This is a genomic window from Streptomyces thermocarboxydus, from assembly GCF_024760485.1.
GTDB lineage: Bacteria > Actinomycetota > Actinomycetes > Streptomycetales > Streptomycetaceae > Streptomyces > Streptomyces cellulosae.
Map to the genome: position 1 here is coordinate 7,163,891 of NZ_CP058273.1, position 22,377 is coordinate 7,186,267.

1 protein-coding gene and 1 pseudogene (1 of these 2 running past the window's edge) are annotated in these 22,377 nt (G+C 75.1%); both read left to right on the forward strand.

Annotated features, from left to right (window positions below; genetic code table 11):
• A pseudogene (locus AY578_RS32720) lies at window positions 1–21,320 on the forward strand (lonely Cys domain-containing protein); it begins 12,230 nt to the left of the window's first position.
• Window positions 21,313–21,921 (forward strand): type VII secretion system-associated protein, encoded by a 609-nt coding sequence (locus AY578_RS32725; RefSeq protein ID WP_028960463.1) that lies wholly within the window; start codon window positions 21,313–21,315, stop codon window positions 21,919–21,921. The pseudogene AY578_RS32720 and the gene AY578_RS32725 overlap by 8 nt, the downstream one beginning before the upstream one ends.
• The last annotated feature ends 456 nt before the right edge of the window (window positions 21,922–22,377 follow it).

Consider the following 22,377-nt stretch of genomic DNA (forward strand, 5'->3'; position numbering starts at 1 on the left):
TCGAGGAGAACGGCACCGCCCACACCTACCTCGGCCCCGGCGGGCACAGCGGCCCGCACCTGCGGCTCCGCCGTCGGGGCGGCGACTTCGTCCCCCTGATCGAGCGCACGCCGGCCCCGACCACCCGGACGTCACCGACCGACGGCACCGGTCCGGACACCACGGCGACCGCGACCACGGCCACCGTTCCGCTGCCGCCGTCCACGCCGGCGTCACTGTCCTCCACGCCGCCTCCGTCGCCGCTCCCGTCGCTCACCGAGACCACCACTGACGGCCGGCCGGCCACCGAGACCGCAGCCGACACCACCGCAGCCGACACCACCGCAGCCGACACCACCGCGACCGCGACCGACACCGGGACCGCGACCGACACCGTCACCGGGACCGACACCGACGCCGATCCACCTGGGCTCGACGGCGACGACGCGTACGAGCTGAGCCAGCTCGCGGGCGACCGGGGCGGCCAGGGTGACCCCACCCGTCAACTGGCCGTCGGGCGACGGGCCGGCGCCGTACTGCACTCCCTCGGGCACCCCGTGGTGCTGGCCGGAGCGGCCCGCGGCCGGGTGCAGTTCGGCACCCCCCGCCCGCTGGACGCCGTGGAGTTCGGGCTCCCCGGGGACACCCTGCCCACCGCCGCCTCGGTCCGGCGGGCCCTGGAGCAGGAGTTTCCGGGGGCGAGGGTGCGGCCGTCGGCCGTCACGGACGACGGCCGCACCCTCGCCCTGTCGGTCGACGGCGTCACCATCAGGATCACCGCGACCGGACGCCCGTACACCGGCACCGTCCGCACGGACGGCTTCACCCTGCCCGCGCCCGCGGACTCCGTCGCCGACGCCGCCCTCACACTGGCCACCGCCACCGGTCAGGACTCCCGCGGACGCGACCTCCTCGACCTGCTGTGGGCCCTGCGCGCCACCTCGGCCGACGGCACGCCCTCCCTCACACCGGCCACCCTGCCCGAGGACGCCTACCGCGCCGCCCGCCCCGCCGGCGCCCCCGCGTCCCTCGCCGTCCGGCTTAGCGAAGTACTCGACACCGCCGCCCTGGACGCCGACACCCTCGCCCGCCATGAGCGGACCTGGCGCGAGCTCGGCGTCGCCGACGGCGACCTGCCCGGCCTGCGAGCCGAACTGACCGGCCTCGCCCACGCATTGCGCACCGCACCCGAGGTGACCGCGGACCCGGTGCGTACGCTCGCCGCCCGGCTGCCCGGCCTGTCCGCCACCGACCGCAACGCCGCCCTGGCCCTTCTGACGCCCGCCGACCGCGAGCGTCTGGCGGCCGACCCCGCGCTCGTGGATGCCCTGCGCACCGCCACCGGCCCGGAGGAGTTCGCCTCGGTCGCGGCCGACCTCATGACGCAGGTGCCCACCGGGGTCGGACAGCCCGTCTCCGCCCGCGCCGCCGCACGTACCCGGATCGCCCGGATGCTGCGCGACCCCGAGGTCACGGCCCGGCTGCTCAAGGGCGGCACCCGCGTCGTGGTCGTCCCCAGAACCGAGGCCCTGACCTCCCTGGACGCCTTCCGCTTCCTGAACGGCGCCGTCACCGGCGACGGCCGCCCCTGGGACGGCGTCCGCGGGGTCGGCACGCGCACCGCCGCCGTCACCGAGGAGAACCTGCTCGGCGAGCGCACCACCGTCGGCTCCGGCATGTCCGCCTACCCCGACGGCTACTCGACCACCGTCCACGAGTTCGCCCACACCGTCCATCTCCACGGGCTGGACGCCACCGACCGGCAGCGCGTCACCAACGCCTTCCGCACCACCACCCGGCACGGCGAGGCGGGCGCCTGGCCCGACGGCCCGCTGCACTCCCGCGACGCCGACGGCCGCCGCAGCGCACCCAACTACAGCAGCCGCGACGAGCGCGAGTTCTTCGCCCAGCTCACCAACGTCTACCTGCGCGCCAACGGGGGCAACGACCCCTACACCGGCCTCCCCCGCGTCAACGCGGGCCCCGAGTGGGTCCGCACCCGCCAGCCCGCCCTCTACCCGCTGCTGCGCCGGCTCTACGGCGACGCGACCGACACGCGCCCCACGGACATCAACCCCGTCGAGGCCACCGACACCGAGAACGAGGCGCTGGCCCGCGCCCGCGCCCTGTTCGCCGTGGCCGAGGGCACACCTGCCGAGGACGGGCCCGCCCACGAAGCCGTCCGCGCCCTGTGGGACGGCACCGCCGGAACCCACGTGCCGCAGCCCCACCCACCCGCTGCCCCGCCCGTCCCGGTGCCGACGGACGCCCGCCGGGACTCCGCCGCGCCGCCGCCCGCCGACGACGCCGTACAGCGCCGCCTGCGGGAGCTGCGGGCCGTCGTCGACACCACCTTCGGCTCCCAGCCCCTGCCGCAGAACATCCGCGACGGGCTCTTCACCTCCCTGCGCGTCATCGAGGCGGCGCGCGCCACACACCCGCACTTCGGCCGGCGGCCCCTGGACCTGGACGGCATCACCCGCACGCTGCTGCACCTGCCGCCCGACGCGCCGGTGGACGCGGCCCGGCACTTCGACGCCTTCACCCTCGTCAGCAGCGCCCACCGGCGGGGCCGCGCCGCCACCCTGGACGCCGTCGCCGCCTACGGACTCACCCGGCAGGGCTACCCGCAGGGTTCCGCGCTCACCGGCCCCGACGGCACGGCGTACGGCCGGAACCTCACCGGACGCCCCGGTCTCCGCCTGGACCTGGGCCGGACCGCGGACGCCCAGGGCGTGCACCCCGCGCCCTGGGGGCCCACCGCCTACGCGGCCGTACTCGAACGCGACGAGGAGGGACGGGTGCTGGTCAACGGCACTCCGGTCTCGGACACCGAGTTCGCCGAACTCCTGCGGCACGACCCCGAACGGCCCCAGGACGCCCCCGTGGTCCTGATCGCGGGGGAGGAGGACGGCCGCAACGAGACGCTGGCCCGCGAGATCGCCGACCGCACCGGCACCCGCGCCTGGTTCACCAACGGCGATCTGCGGCTGGAGCAGGCCCCCGACGGCCGGCGCGTCCCGGTCCTCGCCCCGCCGGCCTCCGGCAGCGTCCCGGCGGGCGGCTGGTTCCCGGCCGACCCCGGGAGGGTCCCGCAGGACCCCGGCGCCACGCTCACCGCCTCCGACGGCACCGTCTTCCCCGACAGCGACATCCACACGTACCCGCTGGCCACCGGCGACGGACAGGGGCTGACCGGGCGGGCTTTCCTCGACGCCCACGACATGGCCATCCGCGAGCAGTCCATGCGCCTGCTGTCCGCCGTACGGCACTACTCCGACTTCCTGGAGTCGCTGCCCGGCGTCCACGGTTCCAAGGAGAGCGACGCGCGGCCCCTGCCCCGCTCGCTGGCCGACTCCTACGTCGCCGTCGGGCACGGCGACAGCGGACGCACCACCGTGCCCCGCCGCAGCACCGGCGCCAACCAGGCCCTGCCGCCCGCGCAACTGGGCCGCATGCTGGCCCGGCGGCCGAGCCTGCGGGCGCTGCCGAGCGAGCAGCCGGTGTGGATGCTGTGGTGCGAACTGTCCGCCACCCGCCCCCGCCAGGACCTGCTCGCCCAGCCGCCCGCCGCCCAGCACATCGCCAACGAGACCGGCCGCACCGTCTTCGCCTCGGACGTCCAGGTAGGCACCGCCGACGCGGAGAACGGCCTGCCGCCGCGCCTGATCAAGTTCGACGACCCGGACCGCCCCCAGGGGCACTTCGACGAGTTCCGCCCCGAGCCCGGCGCCGACGCGCTCGCCGCCCTCGCCGACCTCGGCCGGCTCCCCGAGGGGCTGCCACGGCGCACCACCCGCGCCCTGCACTGGGTACGGGCCCTGCGCCGGACCCACGGCCCGGACATCGACTCCGCCCCGGCGCGCGAGGCGGAGTTCCACGAACTGATCGAGGGCTTCGGTGCCCTGGAGGAGCTGCGGTTCAAGGCGCTCGGCGGCGCCGATCCCGGCCCTCTCACCTGGAGCGGCCTCCAGCAGATCGCCGGCGAGTACGCGGCCCGGCGCGGCTGGGACCGGTCGCTGACCGCCGGTTCCCTGGAACACCTGCTGCGCGCAGCCCTCGACGGCAACCTGAGCCCCCAGCAGGCCGCGGCCCCCACTGCCCCCGCAGCACCGCCCTCGACCCCCGCAGACGGCACCGGCACGACTCCGGACGCCTCCGCGCCGATCGCCTACGCCGTCTCCTACGGCGACGCCCGTGAGGTCCACGTCGGCCTGCACACACAGGACGCCTACCCGCACCGGGACCAGGAGTCCGACCCCGAGGAGGCGTTCGGCTTCGACACACTGTCCGGCGCGGAGGGCCCGGGCGGAGGCGGCCGGCCGCGGCCCTCACTCACGGAGGCCGAGGCGCCGGCCCGGTTCCGCTTCACCGACGACCCCGACGCCGAGCGGCCGGCGCAGTTCCGCTTCACCGAGGACACCGACGGCGAGGTCTCCGACGGCGACAGCGAGCACGGCGGCCCGGACCTCACGCCTGAGGAGTATCTCGACCTCCTCTTCACCCCCGCCGCCCGCAGCGGCCAATCGCCCGAGATGCTCATCGGCACGGCCGTCGCACTGCGGCAGCTCGCCCGGGAGCACACCGACGCAACGGGCGAGGCCACCGGCGCGCTCGGCGAACTGCACGGCCTGGCCAGGCGCGTCCTCGGACTCCGCCCCGACACGCCGGCCGGTGACGGGCACCTCGTCCTCCTCGGCTCGCTGGCGCTCGACGCCCCGCCGTCCGCCCTGGCAGGCGAGGCCCCCCTTGCCTCGTACCTGCGGCGCCACGACCGGGCCCTGGGACGGGCGACCCGCCTCACGCGGGGCGACGGCGTCGTGCGCAACTGGACCGGCACCGGTGATCAGGTACCTCCCCTGGACACGTACGCGGTGGAGGGCGCGGACGGCAGGCTGAGCACCTGGCCGGCACCGTGGTCGAAGCCGTACGTCGTCCTCGCCCAGGAGGCCGCAGGCTCGGTCCGGCTGACCACGCCCGACGGCACGGTCACGCTGGACGACGCGGGCGAGTTCGCCCGGCTCGTCACCCGGGACCCGGGCAGGCGCGGAACTGACGACATCGTCCTGGCCTTCCCCCACGACGACATCGAGACCCTCGCACACCACGTCGCCGACCTGACCGGCGCCACAGTCTGGTATTCCGAGCACGCCCCGCGCCCGTCCACGGACTGGCGGACCGGCGCCGATCACCTCATCCTCGGCCCCGTCGAGGAGGGAACCGGAACGGTGTGGAGCACGGCCGTGCCGGACCGGGGAACCGGCAGCGAAGGCGACTTCGACGACCTCCTCGACCTGTACGCGCAGGACTCCGCGACGGGCGAGCCGAACGAGCGGGACCCCGGACACGACGACCCGCTCCGCGCACGCCGCCCCGAGCCGCTGACGACCCGTGACTACGGCATCGTGGACGGCACGGGCGACGGCGTGCTGTTCCGCAAGCCCGGCGGCCTCCGGGGCACCTGGCAGACCCCGCGGTCGATGACAGGTACGGAGGACGCCCCCGAGCTCCTCATGAACGAGCAGGACCACACCCTCACGCCCGTGACGGAGCGTCCCGTCCTGCGGATCTCCGCCGACCGTACCCTCGCGGTCGAGGACGGCGCCTACGGCCAGCAGGTCTTCGCCACGCGGGAGGCCGTCGAGGCATCCTCGGCCAAGCTGGCCCGCGCGGGCCTCGCCGTACGGCTGCGCACCGACGAAGGCGTCGGCGTCGTCCTGCCCACCCCCGACGGGGGCAGTCGGCTCCTGTACCGCGTGACACCCGACTTCCTGACCCGCTCGGGACAGTCCACGGAGGAGGTCTGCCGGGACTTCGCCGACATGCTGGCCGACACCTCCCGCACCTCGCACATGGTCTTCCGCGCCCCCGACGGCGGCCCGGCCGTCACGGCACCCGTCAACGCCTCCGACGGCGTCGAGGTCACCGGCACCCACCACCTCGCCGACGCCCTCCGTCACGTGGCGGACGGCCAAGAACGGCCGGAGTCGGCGGACCCGGACTGGGCCGCCGGGGCGGTGCGCCTGGACGACCGGCCCACCGGCGGCCACGGCGGCCCGCTGCCCGGCCGCGCCTACGGCAGCGCCCTCAGCCTCGACCGGCCGGACGACCCGCGCCGCGACGCCCTCTCGGACGCCTCCCGCCGGATCGGCGTCAACGAGCACGCCTGGGCCGACGTCGGCGAGGGCTACCTCGTCCAGTCCGTCGCGGCCGCCGGCGAGCACGGCCAGGCCAGCCTGGAGATCAACTACGCCAAGCCGCGGACCGGCGCCGGAGGCGCGCACTTCGGCTACCACTTCGTCACCGTCGTCCTGGCCAGCGAGGACGGCACCCACCAGATCTCCCTGGAGAACCACGCGCGCGTCTCCCAGCGCGCCCACCGCCACCGCCGGGCGGTCCACGCCAACCTGCGCAACCACGACCTGGACGACCTGCGGGCGGCCGCCGCGCGGCTCCGCCAGGAGATCGAGGCTCGGGAGGACGACGGCACCGACGAGCACCTCACGGAGCTGCGCGGCTACCTGGACCTGACCTTCGCCCTGATCCGGGCCAAGGTGGCCCAGACGGAGACGCGGACCGCGCCCGCGGGCTCACCGGAACACACGGAGGCCGAGCGGAAGCTGGAGGCCGCCGTCCGCGCCGCCGCGAACCGCATCGGCAACCTGGAACCCGTCATCCCCGGCAAGCACCAGTGGTACATGCGGATGTACGCGAAACGGCCCGGTGAGTCGGCCCACGACACCAACGCCCAGCTGCTCACCGAAGGCCCCTCGGCCGAGGCCAACCCGCTCACCGTCGTCGTGCTCCGCGGCCAGCAGGCCCTGCCGGTCTCCGTCACCTTCGACAAGGGTGCTCAGCAGACCCCCGAGGGCTCCCGCAACGCCATCCGGCACCTGGCCAAGGTGGTGGCGAGGACGGGGCTGTGGAACGCCGCCAACGGCCTGCCGCTGCCGGGCGTCACGGTCAGCAGCCGGCGCACCGCCCGCCTGGTCGGCCGGGACCTCGCCAAGGTACGGGCCGAGGCGGTCGCGGGCACCTTCCGCCGCGAACTGGCCGACGCGCTCGCGGCACTCCAGGCCGGCACACCCGGACCGCACCTCACCGCCGACCGGTTCACGGTCGACCCGGTCTCGGCACGCGTCGGCAGGGCGTCGACCGGCGGTGACCCGGGCGCCGACACCGTGGACGTCACGGTCGACGATCAACGCGGCGGACCGCGCCACGTCGCCACCCGCGGCCCTCGGGGCAGCCTCCGGACGGACGGCGGCCTGCGCGGCGGCTCCCGCGACGACGGCCTGGACCCGGTGGCCGAGCAGTGGCCCATCGGCCGCCCGGTCACCCTCACGAGCCCCCGCCGCAGCGACATCTCCCGCGGCCCCGTCTCCGTCGTACCCGTCGGCGAGGCGCCCGCCGCGCACAGGCCCGCGGGCCCGAAGGGCAAGTCCCCGGCCACCGGCACGGAACGCCCTCCCGGCCGCTGGTACGCCTACACCCGGACCGCCGACTCGCGCGCGGAGCCCTTCCGTTACGAGGTGGCTGACACCGGGCACATCAGGCTGCCCGACGGGACGGAGATTCCGCCCGGCGGCTGGAGGCGGTTCGGCCACGACTTCGTGCACGAGGCGACGGGCACGTTGCTGCGCGGCGACAGCGGCTGGATCGGCCGCGTCGCCAACATGGAGTTCCTCGCGCCGCGGCTGGCCGAACTCGAGCCCGACCCCGTGCCGCACCGGGTCGCGGCCGACCCGGAGGCCCTGTACGTGGTGCCGGCCCACGGTTCCACGGCCCTGCGCGTCCCGCTCAGGCAGGAAGTGCCGCCGCCCGTGCTCCGCCGCGACGACCGGCCGCGGACCGTCGTGCGCTCCGCCTTCGACGTACGGCGCTTCACCCACGGCGGCGACACCGTCACCGACCTCACCGTGCGCCTCGCTCTGCGCCCGCACGGCGAGGCGACCGACGCCGTCACGGCGCGGGTGGCCGAGGGCGTCGAGCGGTTCTACAACCGGCCCGGCCACCGCCTGCCCGGTGGCGACCGGCTGCACGTCACGGTCGAGTTGGTCGGCCCGGACGACGACCCGCACCTCACCGTCGACCTGATCGGCCGCGATCAGCCGATGAACCAGCTGGCGTGGTGGGCGGACGCCGACCCGGAGGAGTTCGCGCACGAGCTGGGGCATCAGCTCTTCCTCCGCGACGAGACCCCCGACGCGGCCAACCCGCGCCGCCTCGACGCGCCGGGCAGCCTCCTCGGCGCCTTCCGGGAGCAGGCCCCCGACGGCCTCGCTCAGAGCGGTCTGCGCCCCCGTCACCTCCAGCTGTGGGCCGCGGTCACGGGGGCCGTCGAGCCGTACACCTCACCGGAGGGGACGAGTTGGGCCGACGCCCGGGCTGCCGCACCGGCCGAACGGCGGGAACCCGCCTGGGTCGACCCCGTGTCGTTCCCCGAACCCACCCCGCAGACCGGCCCGGACGGCGCGGTCCCGCCGCCCCTGCCTCCCGGCCGCCCCATGACGACGGTGCAGGAGGCGTCCGAGCCGTCCGACGACTCGGACGACGAGCCGGACTCCGACGAAGAGAACGAGCAGCCGCGCTGGGCCGACACCGGCTGGCTGAACACCGTCTTCGGCCCCGGGTGGGACGCCGTCCCAGGAGACCGGCTCAGGGAGACCTCCGAGGCACTGTTCGCACTGGTGTCGACCGAGGCGGGCGAGGACCAGGAACCCCAGTCGCTGTTCCGCGCCCTGAACCGCGTCACCCGGCAGGTCCTGCACCTGCCCGGCGACGCCCGGCCGGGCCCCGCCGACCACCAGCTCCTCGGCTCCCTGGCGCTCGACGCCTCCTCGGACGACCTGGAGACCACCGACGACCTCGCACGCTACTTCGTCGAGCGGCAGATCGAGACCGGACGCGGCGCCCTGGACGAGGGCACACTGCTGCGCGACCCCGCGGGGAACGCCGCAGGACGCGACTTCGGCCGGTCGGGGCAGCCCGCCCCAGGACCGGACTCCTACGTCCTGCGCGGCACCGGCCGGGTCGTCGAACGGCCCGCGCCATGGCAGAACCCCTACGTGGTCGTCGCCCGGCCGGCCGACGGCGCCGTCGAGGTCTCCCTCACGCCGGGCCGCACCTTCCGCGTGACCCGCCTCGACGAGCTCGCGATGCTCATCTCCTACGACAGCCGGCGGCCCCGCGGCGCGGACATCGTGCTGGCACTGCCCCCGCACATCGCCGCACCGCTCGCCGTCCTCGTCGCCGGCACCACCGGCCGCCGCGTCTGGCGCCCCGAGGCACCGGTCGCCGTGGCCACGCACCCCACGGCCGGGTCCCGCCTCGCCCTCGACCTGCGCGACGGCGACACCGGCGCGAGCTGGGTACCGGTCGACCCCTCGGAGCAGGACGGCCTGCCCGGCGCCCGCGACCTGAGCAGCGACAGCGAGAGCGACTCCGGCACCGACAGCGACGACGGCGAACTCTCCAGCAGCGACGGCGACGCGGAGTTCGACCGCCTCGCCGACCAACTCGCCCTCGAACGGCGGATCGACGAGCGCCGCACCCGGCCGCTGATCACCCGCGACTACGGTGTCATCGACAAGCGCGGCACCGGCGTCCTGTTCACCCGGCCCCTCCCGCGCCACGTCGCGGAGGTGGACGCCGGGGACGGCACCGGCGCCGAGGCCGACGCGCTGCTCCTGCCGAGCCAGGACCACGGCACCGTCCTCATGGCCGACCGGCCGGCGCTCCACATCTCCGAGGACCGCACCCTGGCGCTGCTCGCCGACGGCGAGGGCACGACGGGCCGCGGACGCCAGGTGTACGCCACCCGCGCGGCGATCGATGCCTCGTCGGCCCGGCTGGCCGCGGCGGGAGCGGGCGTACGGCTGAGGGCCGACGAGTCGACGGGCATCCTGCTCCCCGGGGAGGACGGCTCCTACGGTGAACCCCTCCTCCGGGTGGAGCCCGAGTTCCTGACCGCGTCCGGCTCGTCGGAGCACGCCTTCACACGGGACTTCGCCCAGATGGTGGCCGGCACCGGATCCGCGCCCTTGTCCCACGTCGCCTTCCGCGGCCCGACCGGCGACACCGTCGCCACCGCTCCCGTGAACGGGCAGCACGGCCGCGAGGTCACCGGCACCCACCACCTGGCCCAGGCGCTGACGGAGGTCGCCGAGGGCACCCGGCCCGCCGGTGACGTCACCCCACGCTGGGCCGCCCGCCAGACCGGCCGCGACCGGCGGTTCACCGGCGGTGTCGTCGGCGCCCCCACTCCCGGCGAACGCTACGGCAGCGCCCTGAGCCACGAACCGGCGGACAACCCCCGGCGCGCCCCGCTGTCCGCGGCCGCACGGCGCATCGGCGTCAACGAGCACGCCTGGGCGGGCGTCGGCGAGGGCTACCTGATCCAGTCGGTCAGCACCACCAACGACAGCGGCGCACAGCTCTTCACCCACAACCACGCCAAGCCCGGTGACCGGATCGGCCCGCACGCGCCCTACCACTTCGCGCAGGTCGTCCTGGCCAGCGAGGACGGCACCCACCAGATCACCCTGGAGAACGAGACCCACTCCCGCGGAGGCATCCCGGACGAGGAGATCGACGCAATCGTCGAGGACAACCTCGACCGGCACGGCGGCGACGGCCTGACCCGCCTCGCCCGGGCGGCCGAACGGCGGCTCGCCGACGCACGGCGCGCCGGCGTGGACGGCACGGGGACGGCCCGTCTTGACGACCTCGCGCGGGCCGCCAGGGCCCTGGCCGAGCTGCACGACGCCGAGCAGCTTCCGTTCTACTTCGACGACGACCGCCCCGAACACGCCCTGGCCCTGCGCGAGGCGGACCGGGCGCGCATCCGTGCCAGGGAAGCGGTCAGGGCCGCCGCGGCGGTGCCCCGCCCCGAGGACCTGTGGTTCTTCCGCGCGTACAGCAAGCGGCCGGGGGAGTCGGCACACGAAGTCAACGCCGCGCTGCTGTCGGACAGTTCGCCCGCGCTCGCCAACCCGCTGACGACGGTGGTGCTCCACGGCCACGCCCAGCGTCCCCACCAGCGGACGATACGCTTCGCGCGCGAGCAGCACAGCCTTCCTGACGGCGCCGGGCGCACGATCGACGCGCTGGCCCGGACGCTGGCCCGCGTGGGCCTGTGGAACCGGGCCAACGGCCTGCCGCTGCCGACCGTCACCGTCACCGGCCACGGCAACCGCTCGCAGGCCAGCGCCCGAAAGCGCGCCGAGGCCGTCCGCACGGCGCTCGGTGCCAAGCTGGCCCGGATCCTGGCCGACTCCCAGCAGGGCATCACCGGAACACCTCTCGCCGTACGGGACTTCGGCCTCACCCTGGACGCCAAGCGAGTGCGCGGCGCCACGGACCCCGACACGGGGCGCACGGTGACCGTCGACATCGACGACCGCCGCCAGGCACCGCCGGCGCCGCCCGTCGCGTTCACCGGCCCCGCGCTCCCGCGTCCGACGGCAGACGTGCCGACGGGCGTCGCCAGGTTCCGGGACACCCGGCCCCCGACGCCCGCTTCCGAGGCGGACGTCCCCAGCCGCTCCGCGTCCCGCGCGCGCAGCCGCTCGCCCCAACCGGGCCCGGAGCACCGCAACAGCGCCGCGCCGCCGTGGGTCATGGCGCGTATCCGCTACGCCGAGGAGTCCCTCGCCTTCGACAAGCGACTGGGTGAGTACCTGGCCGAGCACGAGGCCGTCGTCGCCGAGTACCGCAAGATGGCAAACGCGGCGTGGAAGACGGCGCGCGAGCGGCACCCCCGCGGCCTCGGCGTGTTCGGCGACACCAGCAAGTACAAGGCCGGCGTCGTCGGCACCTCCCGCCCCGCGCTGCAACAGGTGCTGCGCAGCGGCAACCTGCGCGAGCTGGTGGCGTTGCTCTACGAGGGCATCTCCAGCGACTTCGTACCCGACATGCTCGGCGGCAGGGAGGAGCAGCACCCCGAGATCGCCGAGGAGCGGCCGAGCCGCCGGCAGCGCGAGACCCACGCCGAGTTCGAGCGACGCGCCAAGGAGATCCTTGCCTCGCCCGACCTGACCCCCGCGCAGAAGAAGGAGGCGGTCGAGGAGCTGGAGCGGTCGGTGACGATCCGGACGCGTCCGGAGGACGCGCGCCCGCCGCTCAGCGAGGCCGAGCAGCGCATCGCGGTCAACGAGCACGGACTGACCTGGCTGCCGGCGACATCCCTGTACGACATCGCGATGAGTGCGGACTTCCAGCAGCGCTCGGAGGCGTCGGGCGGCCTGGTGGCGACCGGCACGGCCGGATCCACGTACCGCTTCATGCTGCACGCCGCCCGCATGCGGGACCAGTGGGGCGTCGACCTCGACCTCGGCCTGATCCGCGCCGGCATGCTGGCCGTCTCCCTGACGGTGGACCACCACACCTTCCACGAGGTGATGCGCGGCGCCCAGCTCGCCCTCGACGACATCGCGGACCACGACAGCGCTCTGGACTACACGGACAACTGGGGCCGGTACTGGAACATCCACCCGTTCGGCGAGCAGGAACTGCGCACCCACGTCGCGCGGGACGGCCGCTTCCCCGACGAGCACGCCCAGGCCCTCCGCGACGAGCTGGAGAGCGGGGCCGGCACCCGTGACACCATCGACCTTCCCCACCGTGCGGCAGGGGCCCGCCCCATCCACACCCGGCCGGCCACCACCGGCCTCAACCACCCCCAGCCCCAACCCCAGGTGCGGCACCGCACCAACCCTCTCGGCGACCCCACGACGACGGCCCCCGCCACCTCCCCGGGCGTCGTCACGCTCCAGGACGTGACGTCCGACGAAGCCGAGCGGCACCGCGAAGCGCTCCTCGACGCGCTGTACGGCCTCGGCGCCCTCGACAACGTCGACCGGGAGCGGGCCGCCGAGGTGCTGGAGCGGCTGGACCGGCTGCGGGTGGCCGACGCCCGCCTGCGCGGCGGATTCCTGGACCTCGACGCGATGGTCCGCCGGGTGCTGCTGCTCGGCCCCGCCGAGCAGGTGAACGCCGCCGCCCGCGGCGCCCTGGTACGACTCATGACGGTCCCCACGTCGGCGGGGATCACCTCCCTGTACGCGCTGTCCGCCCACTACCTGGCCCACCGCGGTGTGTTCCACCCGGACTTCGGGCTCACCGACGCCCAAGGCCGCCCACGCGGCCGGAACTGGACCGGGCGAGCCCTGCCGGGCGACTTCGACGCGGGCAGCACCGGCCGGGTCCGACGCACCCCCGACGGCACAACCGCCGACGGCGGCGCCGAGGACGCGCCGTGGCGTCCCGTGCCGGGCGACCCGGACCCGTACATCGTGCTGGCCGCCGGCCGGGACGACGCGGTCGTGGTGCGCGGGCTCGGCGGGTTCACGCGCTCCGTGCCCCCCGAGGTCCTGCGCGAACTGCTCGCCCTCGACCAGGACCTGGCCAACCGGCCGGGCGCGGTCCTGCTCCACGTGGAACGGCCCGGCGCCGCCCCCTCGGACCTGCCACGCGCACTGGCCGACCGGCTCGGCCGCGAGGTGTGGGCCGCCACCGGCCGGGCGGGCATCGGACACCTCCCGAGCGCCCCGGGCCGCTCGATGCTCCTGCTCCTCGACGAGGAGGGGCGGGCGACCCGGGGCCAGTGGCTCGCCGACACACCGGCGTCCCCGGGCGCACCGTCCGGCGGGACGGCGGACGACCGCGTCACCGCCCTCTCCGTCGCCCACGACGGACACCGGTCCACCGGCTACATCTCGATGGATCTCGCCCAGGAGGCGGACGGCGGCTGGTCACGGACGCTGGAACACAGCCGCCTCGGATCGGTCACCTCCTACACCTATCTGCGCAGCGGCTACGACCACGGCAGCACCCCCGCCACCCTGCCCTGGGTCGAACTCGGCCTGCCGGCACCGTACTTCCCCAACAACCACGGCGCGCCGGGCACCGTCATGTGGCACACCCCGCAAGGACCTCGGGAGGACGACGGGCCGCGGTTCGCGCGCACGCTCGCCCGCCGCCGCAGCCTCACCTCGCTCGCCCCCGGACACCCCGTGGTGCCGCTCATCTGCTACGCGGCGGCACGCCCCGGCATCGGCGGCGTCCTCGGCGGTGACGTCAGCGGACCGCTGCCGTTCGTGCCCGACCCGCTCGCGGTCGTGGCGACCGGCCAGCACATGGCGAACGAGACGGGCCGCACGGTGTTCGCGACCGTCCTGTCGAACTCGGTCGGCCCGGCCCGGTACAACGACCCCGAGACCTACATCAACCTCGTGACCGACGCGCGCGGCCGCGCTCACCGGTGGGTCATGTTCCGGCCCGAGCCGGCCGGCGAAGTGCTCGACGGGCGGGCCCGCGAGGTCGGACTGCACACGGGTCGGGGCCCCGCCCCGGACACCGTACGGGAGCGGACCCTGCGGCTGGTGCGGGCGCTGCGCGAGATCTTCGGCCCCACGGTAGACGAGAGCGCGGAGTATCCGGAGCTGCTGCGCGGCATGGGCGCGCTCGACCTGATGCACGAGGCCGACCCGGCCCTGAACCGCGACGGCGCGCGCCGGTTCACCCTGGACCTGTACGAGCAGATCCTCGCCCGGCACCGCTCGGCCGGACTCACCCCCGGGCCGGTACCGCCGGTCACCCCGGACGACCACCGCCGCCTGCTCACCGAGGCCGCCGGCCGCCTCGACGCCGGGCAGCGGGGCCCGCTGAGCGACTGGCTCGCGCTGCCGCACCTGGCCCACCTGCTGGCCGGTCTCGCCGCGTCCCCGCAGCGCGGACACGTGGCCCGGCAGATCCTCGGACTCGACGCCACGGTACCGGTCGGCGAGACCGAGTGGTCGCGGCTGGTGTGGGCGTCGTTCAAGGTGGCCACGGTGACGAGCCGGGTGGACCGGGGCGCGTTCGCAGCCGCTGTGCTGCACCTGCCCGCCCCCGACCCGGCCCGGTTCGGCGAAGCGGTGACCGTGGCCCGGCAGGCGGCCGCCGTGGGCCGCGACCCGCGCCGGATCCACGAACTGGCCGCCCACCACCTGGAGCAACAGGGCGTACTGGCACCGGAACGGCTCCTCAAGAACGCCGATGGCACCGCATGGGGCCGGACCCTGGACGGCACGGACCGGCCCCGTGGCACCTTCGACCCGAGCGTGATCACCCTGCTCGGGCGCGGGCCCGACGGCTCACTGGTCCCGGTCGGCAGCGAACCCGCGCCCTGGGCGACGCAACCGGGACGCCCCACCCCCTTCGTCTACGTCGCCGACGGCGACGCCGACGGGCTCGTGCTGCCGGGTCCGACCCCGGCCGCAGTGCCCGCCCGGCAGTTCGGCGAACTGGTCTTCCACGACGCGGAACTGCTCGACAAGGCCGGCAACACCGAGGTGATCGCCGTGGTCCCGCACGGCAGCCCCGCCGGGACCCGGCCGTCGGAGGGCAGCCTCCCCGACGAGGGTGCCCGCAACTCGGCCCGCAACTGGTGGACCACCCGCGGCGCCCCCACCCTCCACCACGACCCGGCGACCGGCACGTACACCGTCGCGATGCTGCCGGGGCCCGACGGGCAGCCGGCCCCGACCGGCACTTGGGACCGGACCGGCCGCCCCAAGGGCGACCCGGCGGCCGACGCCACGAGCCCCGTCGCGCCTGCCGCCAACTCCGCGGTGACGCTCCGTACGGACGCGCAGGCAGAGCCCGTTCCCGAGGCCGCCGGTGCCCTCGCCGACGCTTGGGACGCCCACGCGCGGGCGCTGTCCGCAGTGGGCGGGGCCATCACCGAGGCCGCAACGACGGAGCGGGTCGGCGGTGACGAGACGGCGGTGGCGGCCGCCCGAGCCGTCGACGTGGCGCGCCTCCGGCTGGAGAACGCCGAGGCACGACTGCGGACCCTGGGCATCACCCCGGAGGCGTTGGGCGCGGCCCGGGAGACCGAGCGGGAGACCGGGGAGAGTGCCATGGCGCCGTCCGTCCCGAGGGACGCCGACGCCCGCCGCTGGATCGCCGACCAGCTGACGGAGGCCGACCTGCCGCCCGCGCAGTCGCCGCCCGCCGAGGGCGAGACCGTCGGCCTGCGCGACCTGGAGGCGGCGGGCATCACGCCCTCCGTCGGCCAGCGCACCGAGATGACGCTGCGCGGCGACGACCGGCTGCCCGCGGCCACGCTGCCGCCGCTCGACCTGGCCCGGATCAGGATGACCGGCCCCGACGCCTGGACGGCCGCGTCGGACACGGCGGCCGCCAACGCCTCACGGCGGCTGTGGGCGCGGGCGTACGCCGACTTCACGGCCACGGCGCCCGAGGGAACGGACGAGGCCGACGCCTCCCGTGCCTGGGCCGCCGCCGTCGTCCTGGTCCTGCCGGCCGAGCCGCACGAGGTGCGCGCCGACTCCCGGTACGCGGGCGAGGACTTCCGGGACGCGGTGCGCCGGGTCGCGGACCACATGCTGACCGGGTCGACGAACGCCCAGTCCGCCGCCGAACTCGCCGACACCCTCCGCTCGGAACTGGGCCTGCACCCGCGCTGGACCACGCCCACCATGGCCACGGAGGGCACGGCCGGGGAAACCGCGTCGGACGTCGGGACGACCGGCGCCCGTACGGTGCCGACGCCCGGCACGCGTCAGCCGGCGCCCGCAGCCCGGCCGGAGACGGCCACCGGCACCCCCCGCACCGCTGTGTCGGTGACGGACGGTCCCGCCCCGGACACCACCGGCCTCACCGACTTCGACCTCTCCGTCCTGGACGGCACGGACCTCGGCCACGTCGTTCTCGCCGGCTTCGACGTCACCGCCTTCGACTTCGACCCGCCCGGCGACTTGCCGGCAACGGTCCTCACCGCCCCGGTCCCGACCGTGCGGGACATGCCCGACAGGCGGACGGAGTTCGCCGCGCCGGGCGTCGCAGCCAAGGCCCGCTCTTCGTCGGCGGGGGAGCCCATGGAGGGTGTGGAGATGTCCTCGGCGCCCGCCCTCGCGCCCTCTCCCACCCTCCTGCCCGCACCTCCCACCGCGCCCGCGCCCACCACCCCTGCCCAGCCGGTGTACACGAGCCCGGCCGCCCCGGTGCCGTCCGCGCTCCCTCCCCGCAGCCTCGTGGCCTACGTGCGGGAGGCGACGGTCCCGTCCCCGGCAGGCCGGGAGACCATCGGGCGGCTGGCGCACCAGGTGGCCGCCGCCGGGCTGCACAACCGCCGACAGGGCTGGGCCCCGCCGCGCGTCGAGGTCACCGGCTACGGCGCCGACGGCCAGGGCAACAGGGGTCTGAAGCGCGCGACGGCCGCCCGCAACCACTTCGTGCGACAGCTGACGCAGGCACTTCAGCAGTTGCAGCAGGACCTCCCCGCCGACGCCCCGCGACTGACCGCCCAGGACTTCCGCGTCAAGGCGCTGGCCATGAAGCGGGTGCCCGACGACCGGACGGGCACGGGCGCCCTCGCCGGCGTCAGCCGGGCCGACCTGGGGCGGCAGGCGACCATCCGCGTCGTCCAGGCGCCGGACGCGGCCGCGACGCAGACCCTCGACGCCCTGCGCCGCCGTGACCGCACCCTGCGCCACAGCCCGCTGGACGTCGACGCCCTCGCCGCCCGCGTCCTGCACCTCGCCCCGGGCACACCCGTGGACCGGGACACCCGCGACGCCCTGTTCGGGCTGGTGAACAGGGCCGCCGCGGCCGGTCGCGCGGTGAGCCTGCCCGCCCTGGCCGCCTTCCACCTGACCGAGTTGGGCGTGACCGACCCGGGCCGCGCCCGCCACTTCACCGTCGGGGGCCGCCGTGTGCCCGGCCTCAACTGGGCTCCGGACACCGACCCGGCCGCCGGGCTGGACACCACCCGCAGCGACGTACTGGAGGACAAGGGCCGCGGCCCGTACGACATCGCGGAGACGCGGCGGCCCCCTTGGCCCCGGGGAGTCACCCCGTACGTCGTCGCGGCCGGCGGGCGGCACGACAGGGTGGAGGCACTGCTTCCGGACGGCTCGAAGCGGGAACTGGACGTCGACGAGTTCGTGGAGCTGGTCGCGGCAGACGCGGCACACGAGCGGCTGCCGAAGGACACGCCGATCGTGCTGGCCGTACCCTTCGCCGGGGACCAGTACCTCGACCTGCCGCGCAAGCTCGCGGACCGCACCGGCCTGACGGTGTGGGCGCACAGCGGCGAGGTGACGCTCAGCTCGGACCACGGGGTGAGCACCGTGGACACGGTCCGGCGCACCGGGGCCCCCGAGGGCGACTGGACCGCGAGCGAGCCCGGTCTGGCACCCGACCCCGACGACGAGGTGCCGGACTGGTACCACCAGGTGGCCACCCGCCCCATTGTCAGCGCGCTGACGGGCAAACAGATCGGCCGCGCCTCGCACCACGCCGGGGAGTGGGCGACCGACTTCGAGGACGACGACCGCCACCTGGACCGGATGACGACGTACGTCCACTACTACCCGGCCACAGGGCGGATCTCCGCCGAGCACGAACTGCCGCGTCCGGGCGCGGAGACCGCCGCCTACCGCCTGGACGTGCACGGCTCGCCCGGCCGCCTCCACCTGGCGATGAGGGACGGCACCGTCAGGCCGGTCGACGAGCGGGAGGCCGGGCCGTGGCTCAGGCGACGCAAGAGCCTGTCGAGCCTGCCGAAGGACCACTGGATCGACTTCGTGGTCTGCTGGAGCGGCGCCCCCGGAGACCGCACCGTCCCCGTGCCACCGAACACGTCGAGCGACGCCTACGCCGGCCCGTTCGTCCCGGACCCGCTGAGCAGCCTCTCTCTGGGCCAGCAGCTCGCCAACTCCACGGGCCGCAGTGTCCGGCTGTCCTACGGCTCACAGGGCACTCGCAGCCGTGACGGACGCTACACGCGGACCCTGTTCGCCGACGCGCAGGGACGTCACCGGGCGTGGGCCCTGTTCCGCCCCGATCCCTCGGGCGCCGACCTCGACCGGCTGGCGGCGGTCGCCGGCCTGAGCGCCGGCGACGGCGAGGTCACCGACGAGATGCGCGCCGGGACGTTGCGTCTGGTACGGGCGCTGCGGCTGACCTTCGGCCACGACGTGGACGACGCGGCCGACTTCGCGGAGCTGCTGCGCGGCGTGGCCGCCGTGGACCACATGTGGCGCAGCGATACGGACTTCGACGCCGCGGGCCCGTTCATGCTGGACCTGCTCAACCGGGTGGTCGCGGCGCACCCGGAGACGGCGTCCGGGGTGGACCGGGCGGCCGTGCGCCGCGTGCTGGCCGCGGCGGCGGACCACTGGGCCACCTGGCCGGGTGACGAACTGGTCGGCTTCGTGGAGGTGCCGGCGATCGAGGCCGCCGCCCAGTGGATGCGGGACGGCGACCTGGAGGACGAGGCAGTCACCGCCCTGGACCTGTCCGGCCCGGACAAGGTGGGCGAGGCCGAACGGTCCCGGATGTTCTGGGCGCGGGTCAAGGCCGAGGAGACCCTGAACGCCCCCCGCACGAACCTCGGCGCCTGGGTGCCCAAGGTGCTCCATTTGCCGCCCGGCACCCGGCCGAACGGCTACCGCGACACCCTGCTCGACCTGCTCACCCGTGCCTTCGCGGCAGGCCGGGACGCCACCGACCCGGACGTGGTGGCCGCCTACGACCTGGACGAGTCCGGGGTGTACGCCACCACCGGCGTGAGCACGACGGCCGGTGACGGGAGCGGCGACGGGCGCGACTACACCGCCGAGCAGACGCCGATGGTCGACCTGGCCCGGTTCGGCACGCCTACCGGCGTGATGGACACACCGTGGGCTGACCGGAAGGGCCCCGCCCCCTACCTCGTACGGGTCACCCCGGACGGCAACGCTCCCGACCTCCTGGAGCTGACCTCCGACGGGGAGACGCACCGGGTTCCGGTCGGTGAGTTCCTCGAACTCCTCGCGCACGACACGTTGTTGACGGGCAAGGAACTGGACGTCCCGGTCGTCCTGGCATACTCGGCCCACGACGGTGACCCCGGCGACCTTGCCGAGCGGATCGCCCAACGCCTCGGCCGCACCGTGTGGTGGACCGACTTCCCGGCGGACCTGTCCACGCCCGGCGCCCCGGGGGAGCCGTTCCTCACCCTGCGGACGACGCCGGACGGTGCCGAACCGGGCGCCGATGCCTGGAACAAGGCCCGCCCGGCCCAGGCCACGACTCCCGGCGACGCACCCCGCCCGATCCAGGCGCCCCTCGCGAGGACCGCCGCCCCGCTCCTCGAATCCTTCCCGGCCCTGACCCTGGACGAGGACACGGACGAGCACTCCTCGGAGACGGACGCCGACGCGGAGACGAAGCGCGGAACGACGGCACCACCGGGTGACCGACCCGCACCCGCCTGGGTCCTCGCCCGCATCCGCTACGCACAGGAAGCCCTCCTCTTCGAACAGCGACTTGCCGCGCACCTGGGCGAGAACGAGCAGGTCAACGCCGAGTTCGGCAAGGTCGTCCGGGCCTTCTGGAACATCACCCTGCACAACCGGCTCGACTACCGGCTGTTCGGCAGCAGGAACGCGCTGTCCGCCGGCGCCGTCGGGCAGAACTACGAGTCCCTCGCACGGGTCGTGGAGTCCGGAAACCTGCGCGAGCGGGTGACGTTCCTGTTCAACGGCGTCGCCAAGGACCTCGTCCCCTACCTCATGGGCGGCGTCGAGCCCCAGCACCCGGTGATCGGCCTGGAGCGCCGCGACCGCCACAAGAGTGAGCGTTTCAAGGAGTACGAGCGGCAGGTGGCCGAACTCCGGGCGGCGGAGCTGGACCCCGAGGACGAGGCGCAGGAGATGGAGGATCTGGAGGCGATGCTGCGCTCGCCGCTGCGTCCCGACGAGGTCCACCCTCCGCTCAGCGAGGCCGAGTGGCGTCGCGCTGTCCGGGACGGAGTGCTGCTCTGGTCGCCCGCCGGCATGGAGCACACGCTGCCGATGTCCGCCGACTTCCAGGCCCGTTCCGAGGACTCCGGCGGCCTGGTACTGACCGGCACCTCGGGCAGCGCCTACCGGATCATCACGCACGTGGCCCGCCTGACCCGGTTCGCCGGCGTCCCCGTCGACCTCGGCCTCATCCGGGCCGGACTGGCGAGCATCCTGGTCGGGGTGGGCCACCACAGCTTCCACGAGGTGATGACCGGCGCCCAGCTCGCCCTGGACGAGTTCGACTCCGCTGCCGCGTCGGTCTACTCCGACAACTGGGGCCGGTACTGGGACGTCTACCCGCTGACCGAGGAGGAGCTGCGGACCTCCGTGGCCCGCGAGGGACTGTTCCCGGACGAGCACGCCCGCGCACTGCTCGCCCGCCTGGAAGCGGAGAGGACCACCGGCCGGGCCGACCCGCGAACCGACGATGACGATGACGTGAGCGAGGCCGCCGAACGGCCTGCACCGACAGAGCACGAGACAAGAGGACGAGATGAGTGAGCCCGGCGCCGAGACGCCTGCCGCCGCCGACACCACCCTGGACCCCGCGCCCCCGGAGGAGTACGTCCAGGCCGCCCGCCTCGCCCCCGACCACTGGCTCTACCTGCCCGACCCCGCCTGGCAGGGCGAGGGACCGCCGCCCGACTGGGCCGTGGTCGGCCAGTGGCGTTCCGACTCCGACGGCACGATCGTCGAGTGGGAGGACAATCCGGAGTACCGGCCGTCCCCGGAGGCGTTGGGCTGGCCCGAGCCCGCCGACGACATCGACCGTGCCATCCAGCTGGCCACCACCGGCTACGCCCCTGCCGAGGCCGTCACCGCCGCCCTGTCCGGCGCCGAAGTCGCCGTCCTGGTCACCGCGGACGGCGAACCGGTCCGCGCCTCGGCGCCCGACGGCACACCGGTGGTCCTCGCCTACACCTCCGACCGCTATCTCCACGCCGCCGGCCGCCTGTCCTTCGCGCACCTCCCGGTCAGCACCCTCCTCACCCGCGTCCCCCCGGACCACGCCCTCTACCTCAACAGCAACGCCCCGGTCGGCATGGTGCTGCCGACGGACGGCCTCGCCGGACTGCTGGAAGGGGAAACACCGCCGGAATGACCGGCTCCCACCCGCTCCCGAACGACGCCACCGGCATCCCGGGCGGGTGCTTTCTGACCGAACAGTACTCGCAGGTGTCCCTGCTCTGCCGGCATCCCGCCGACGTTCTGGTCACTCACCCCTGGCCCAGCCGAGGCACGGCCGCGGCCAAGGTGACCATGGTGACCCGGGTCCTGGACCGCTCAGGTCACCAGGCCTCGACTTCGCCGAACGCCAGTGGTCGAAGAAACACGCTGAGCACTTTCGCGAGTATGCCGACAGACGGTGCAGCCCTTGTGGAGGCGGAGCCCGATCAGGGCCATGATTTCCGCCGGGGTCCAGATCTGGTCCGGCCAGCTCTGCGCGACCGGACCGCCGGATGCTGCTGCTCGCCGTATCCGCCCTGACCGCTCCGACTCCTTTCCGAGCCACTGCCTGCCGCGACCGCCCGCGACGGCGAGGTGCACGGCCAAGGCA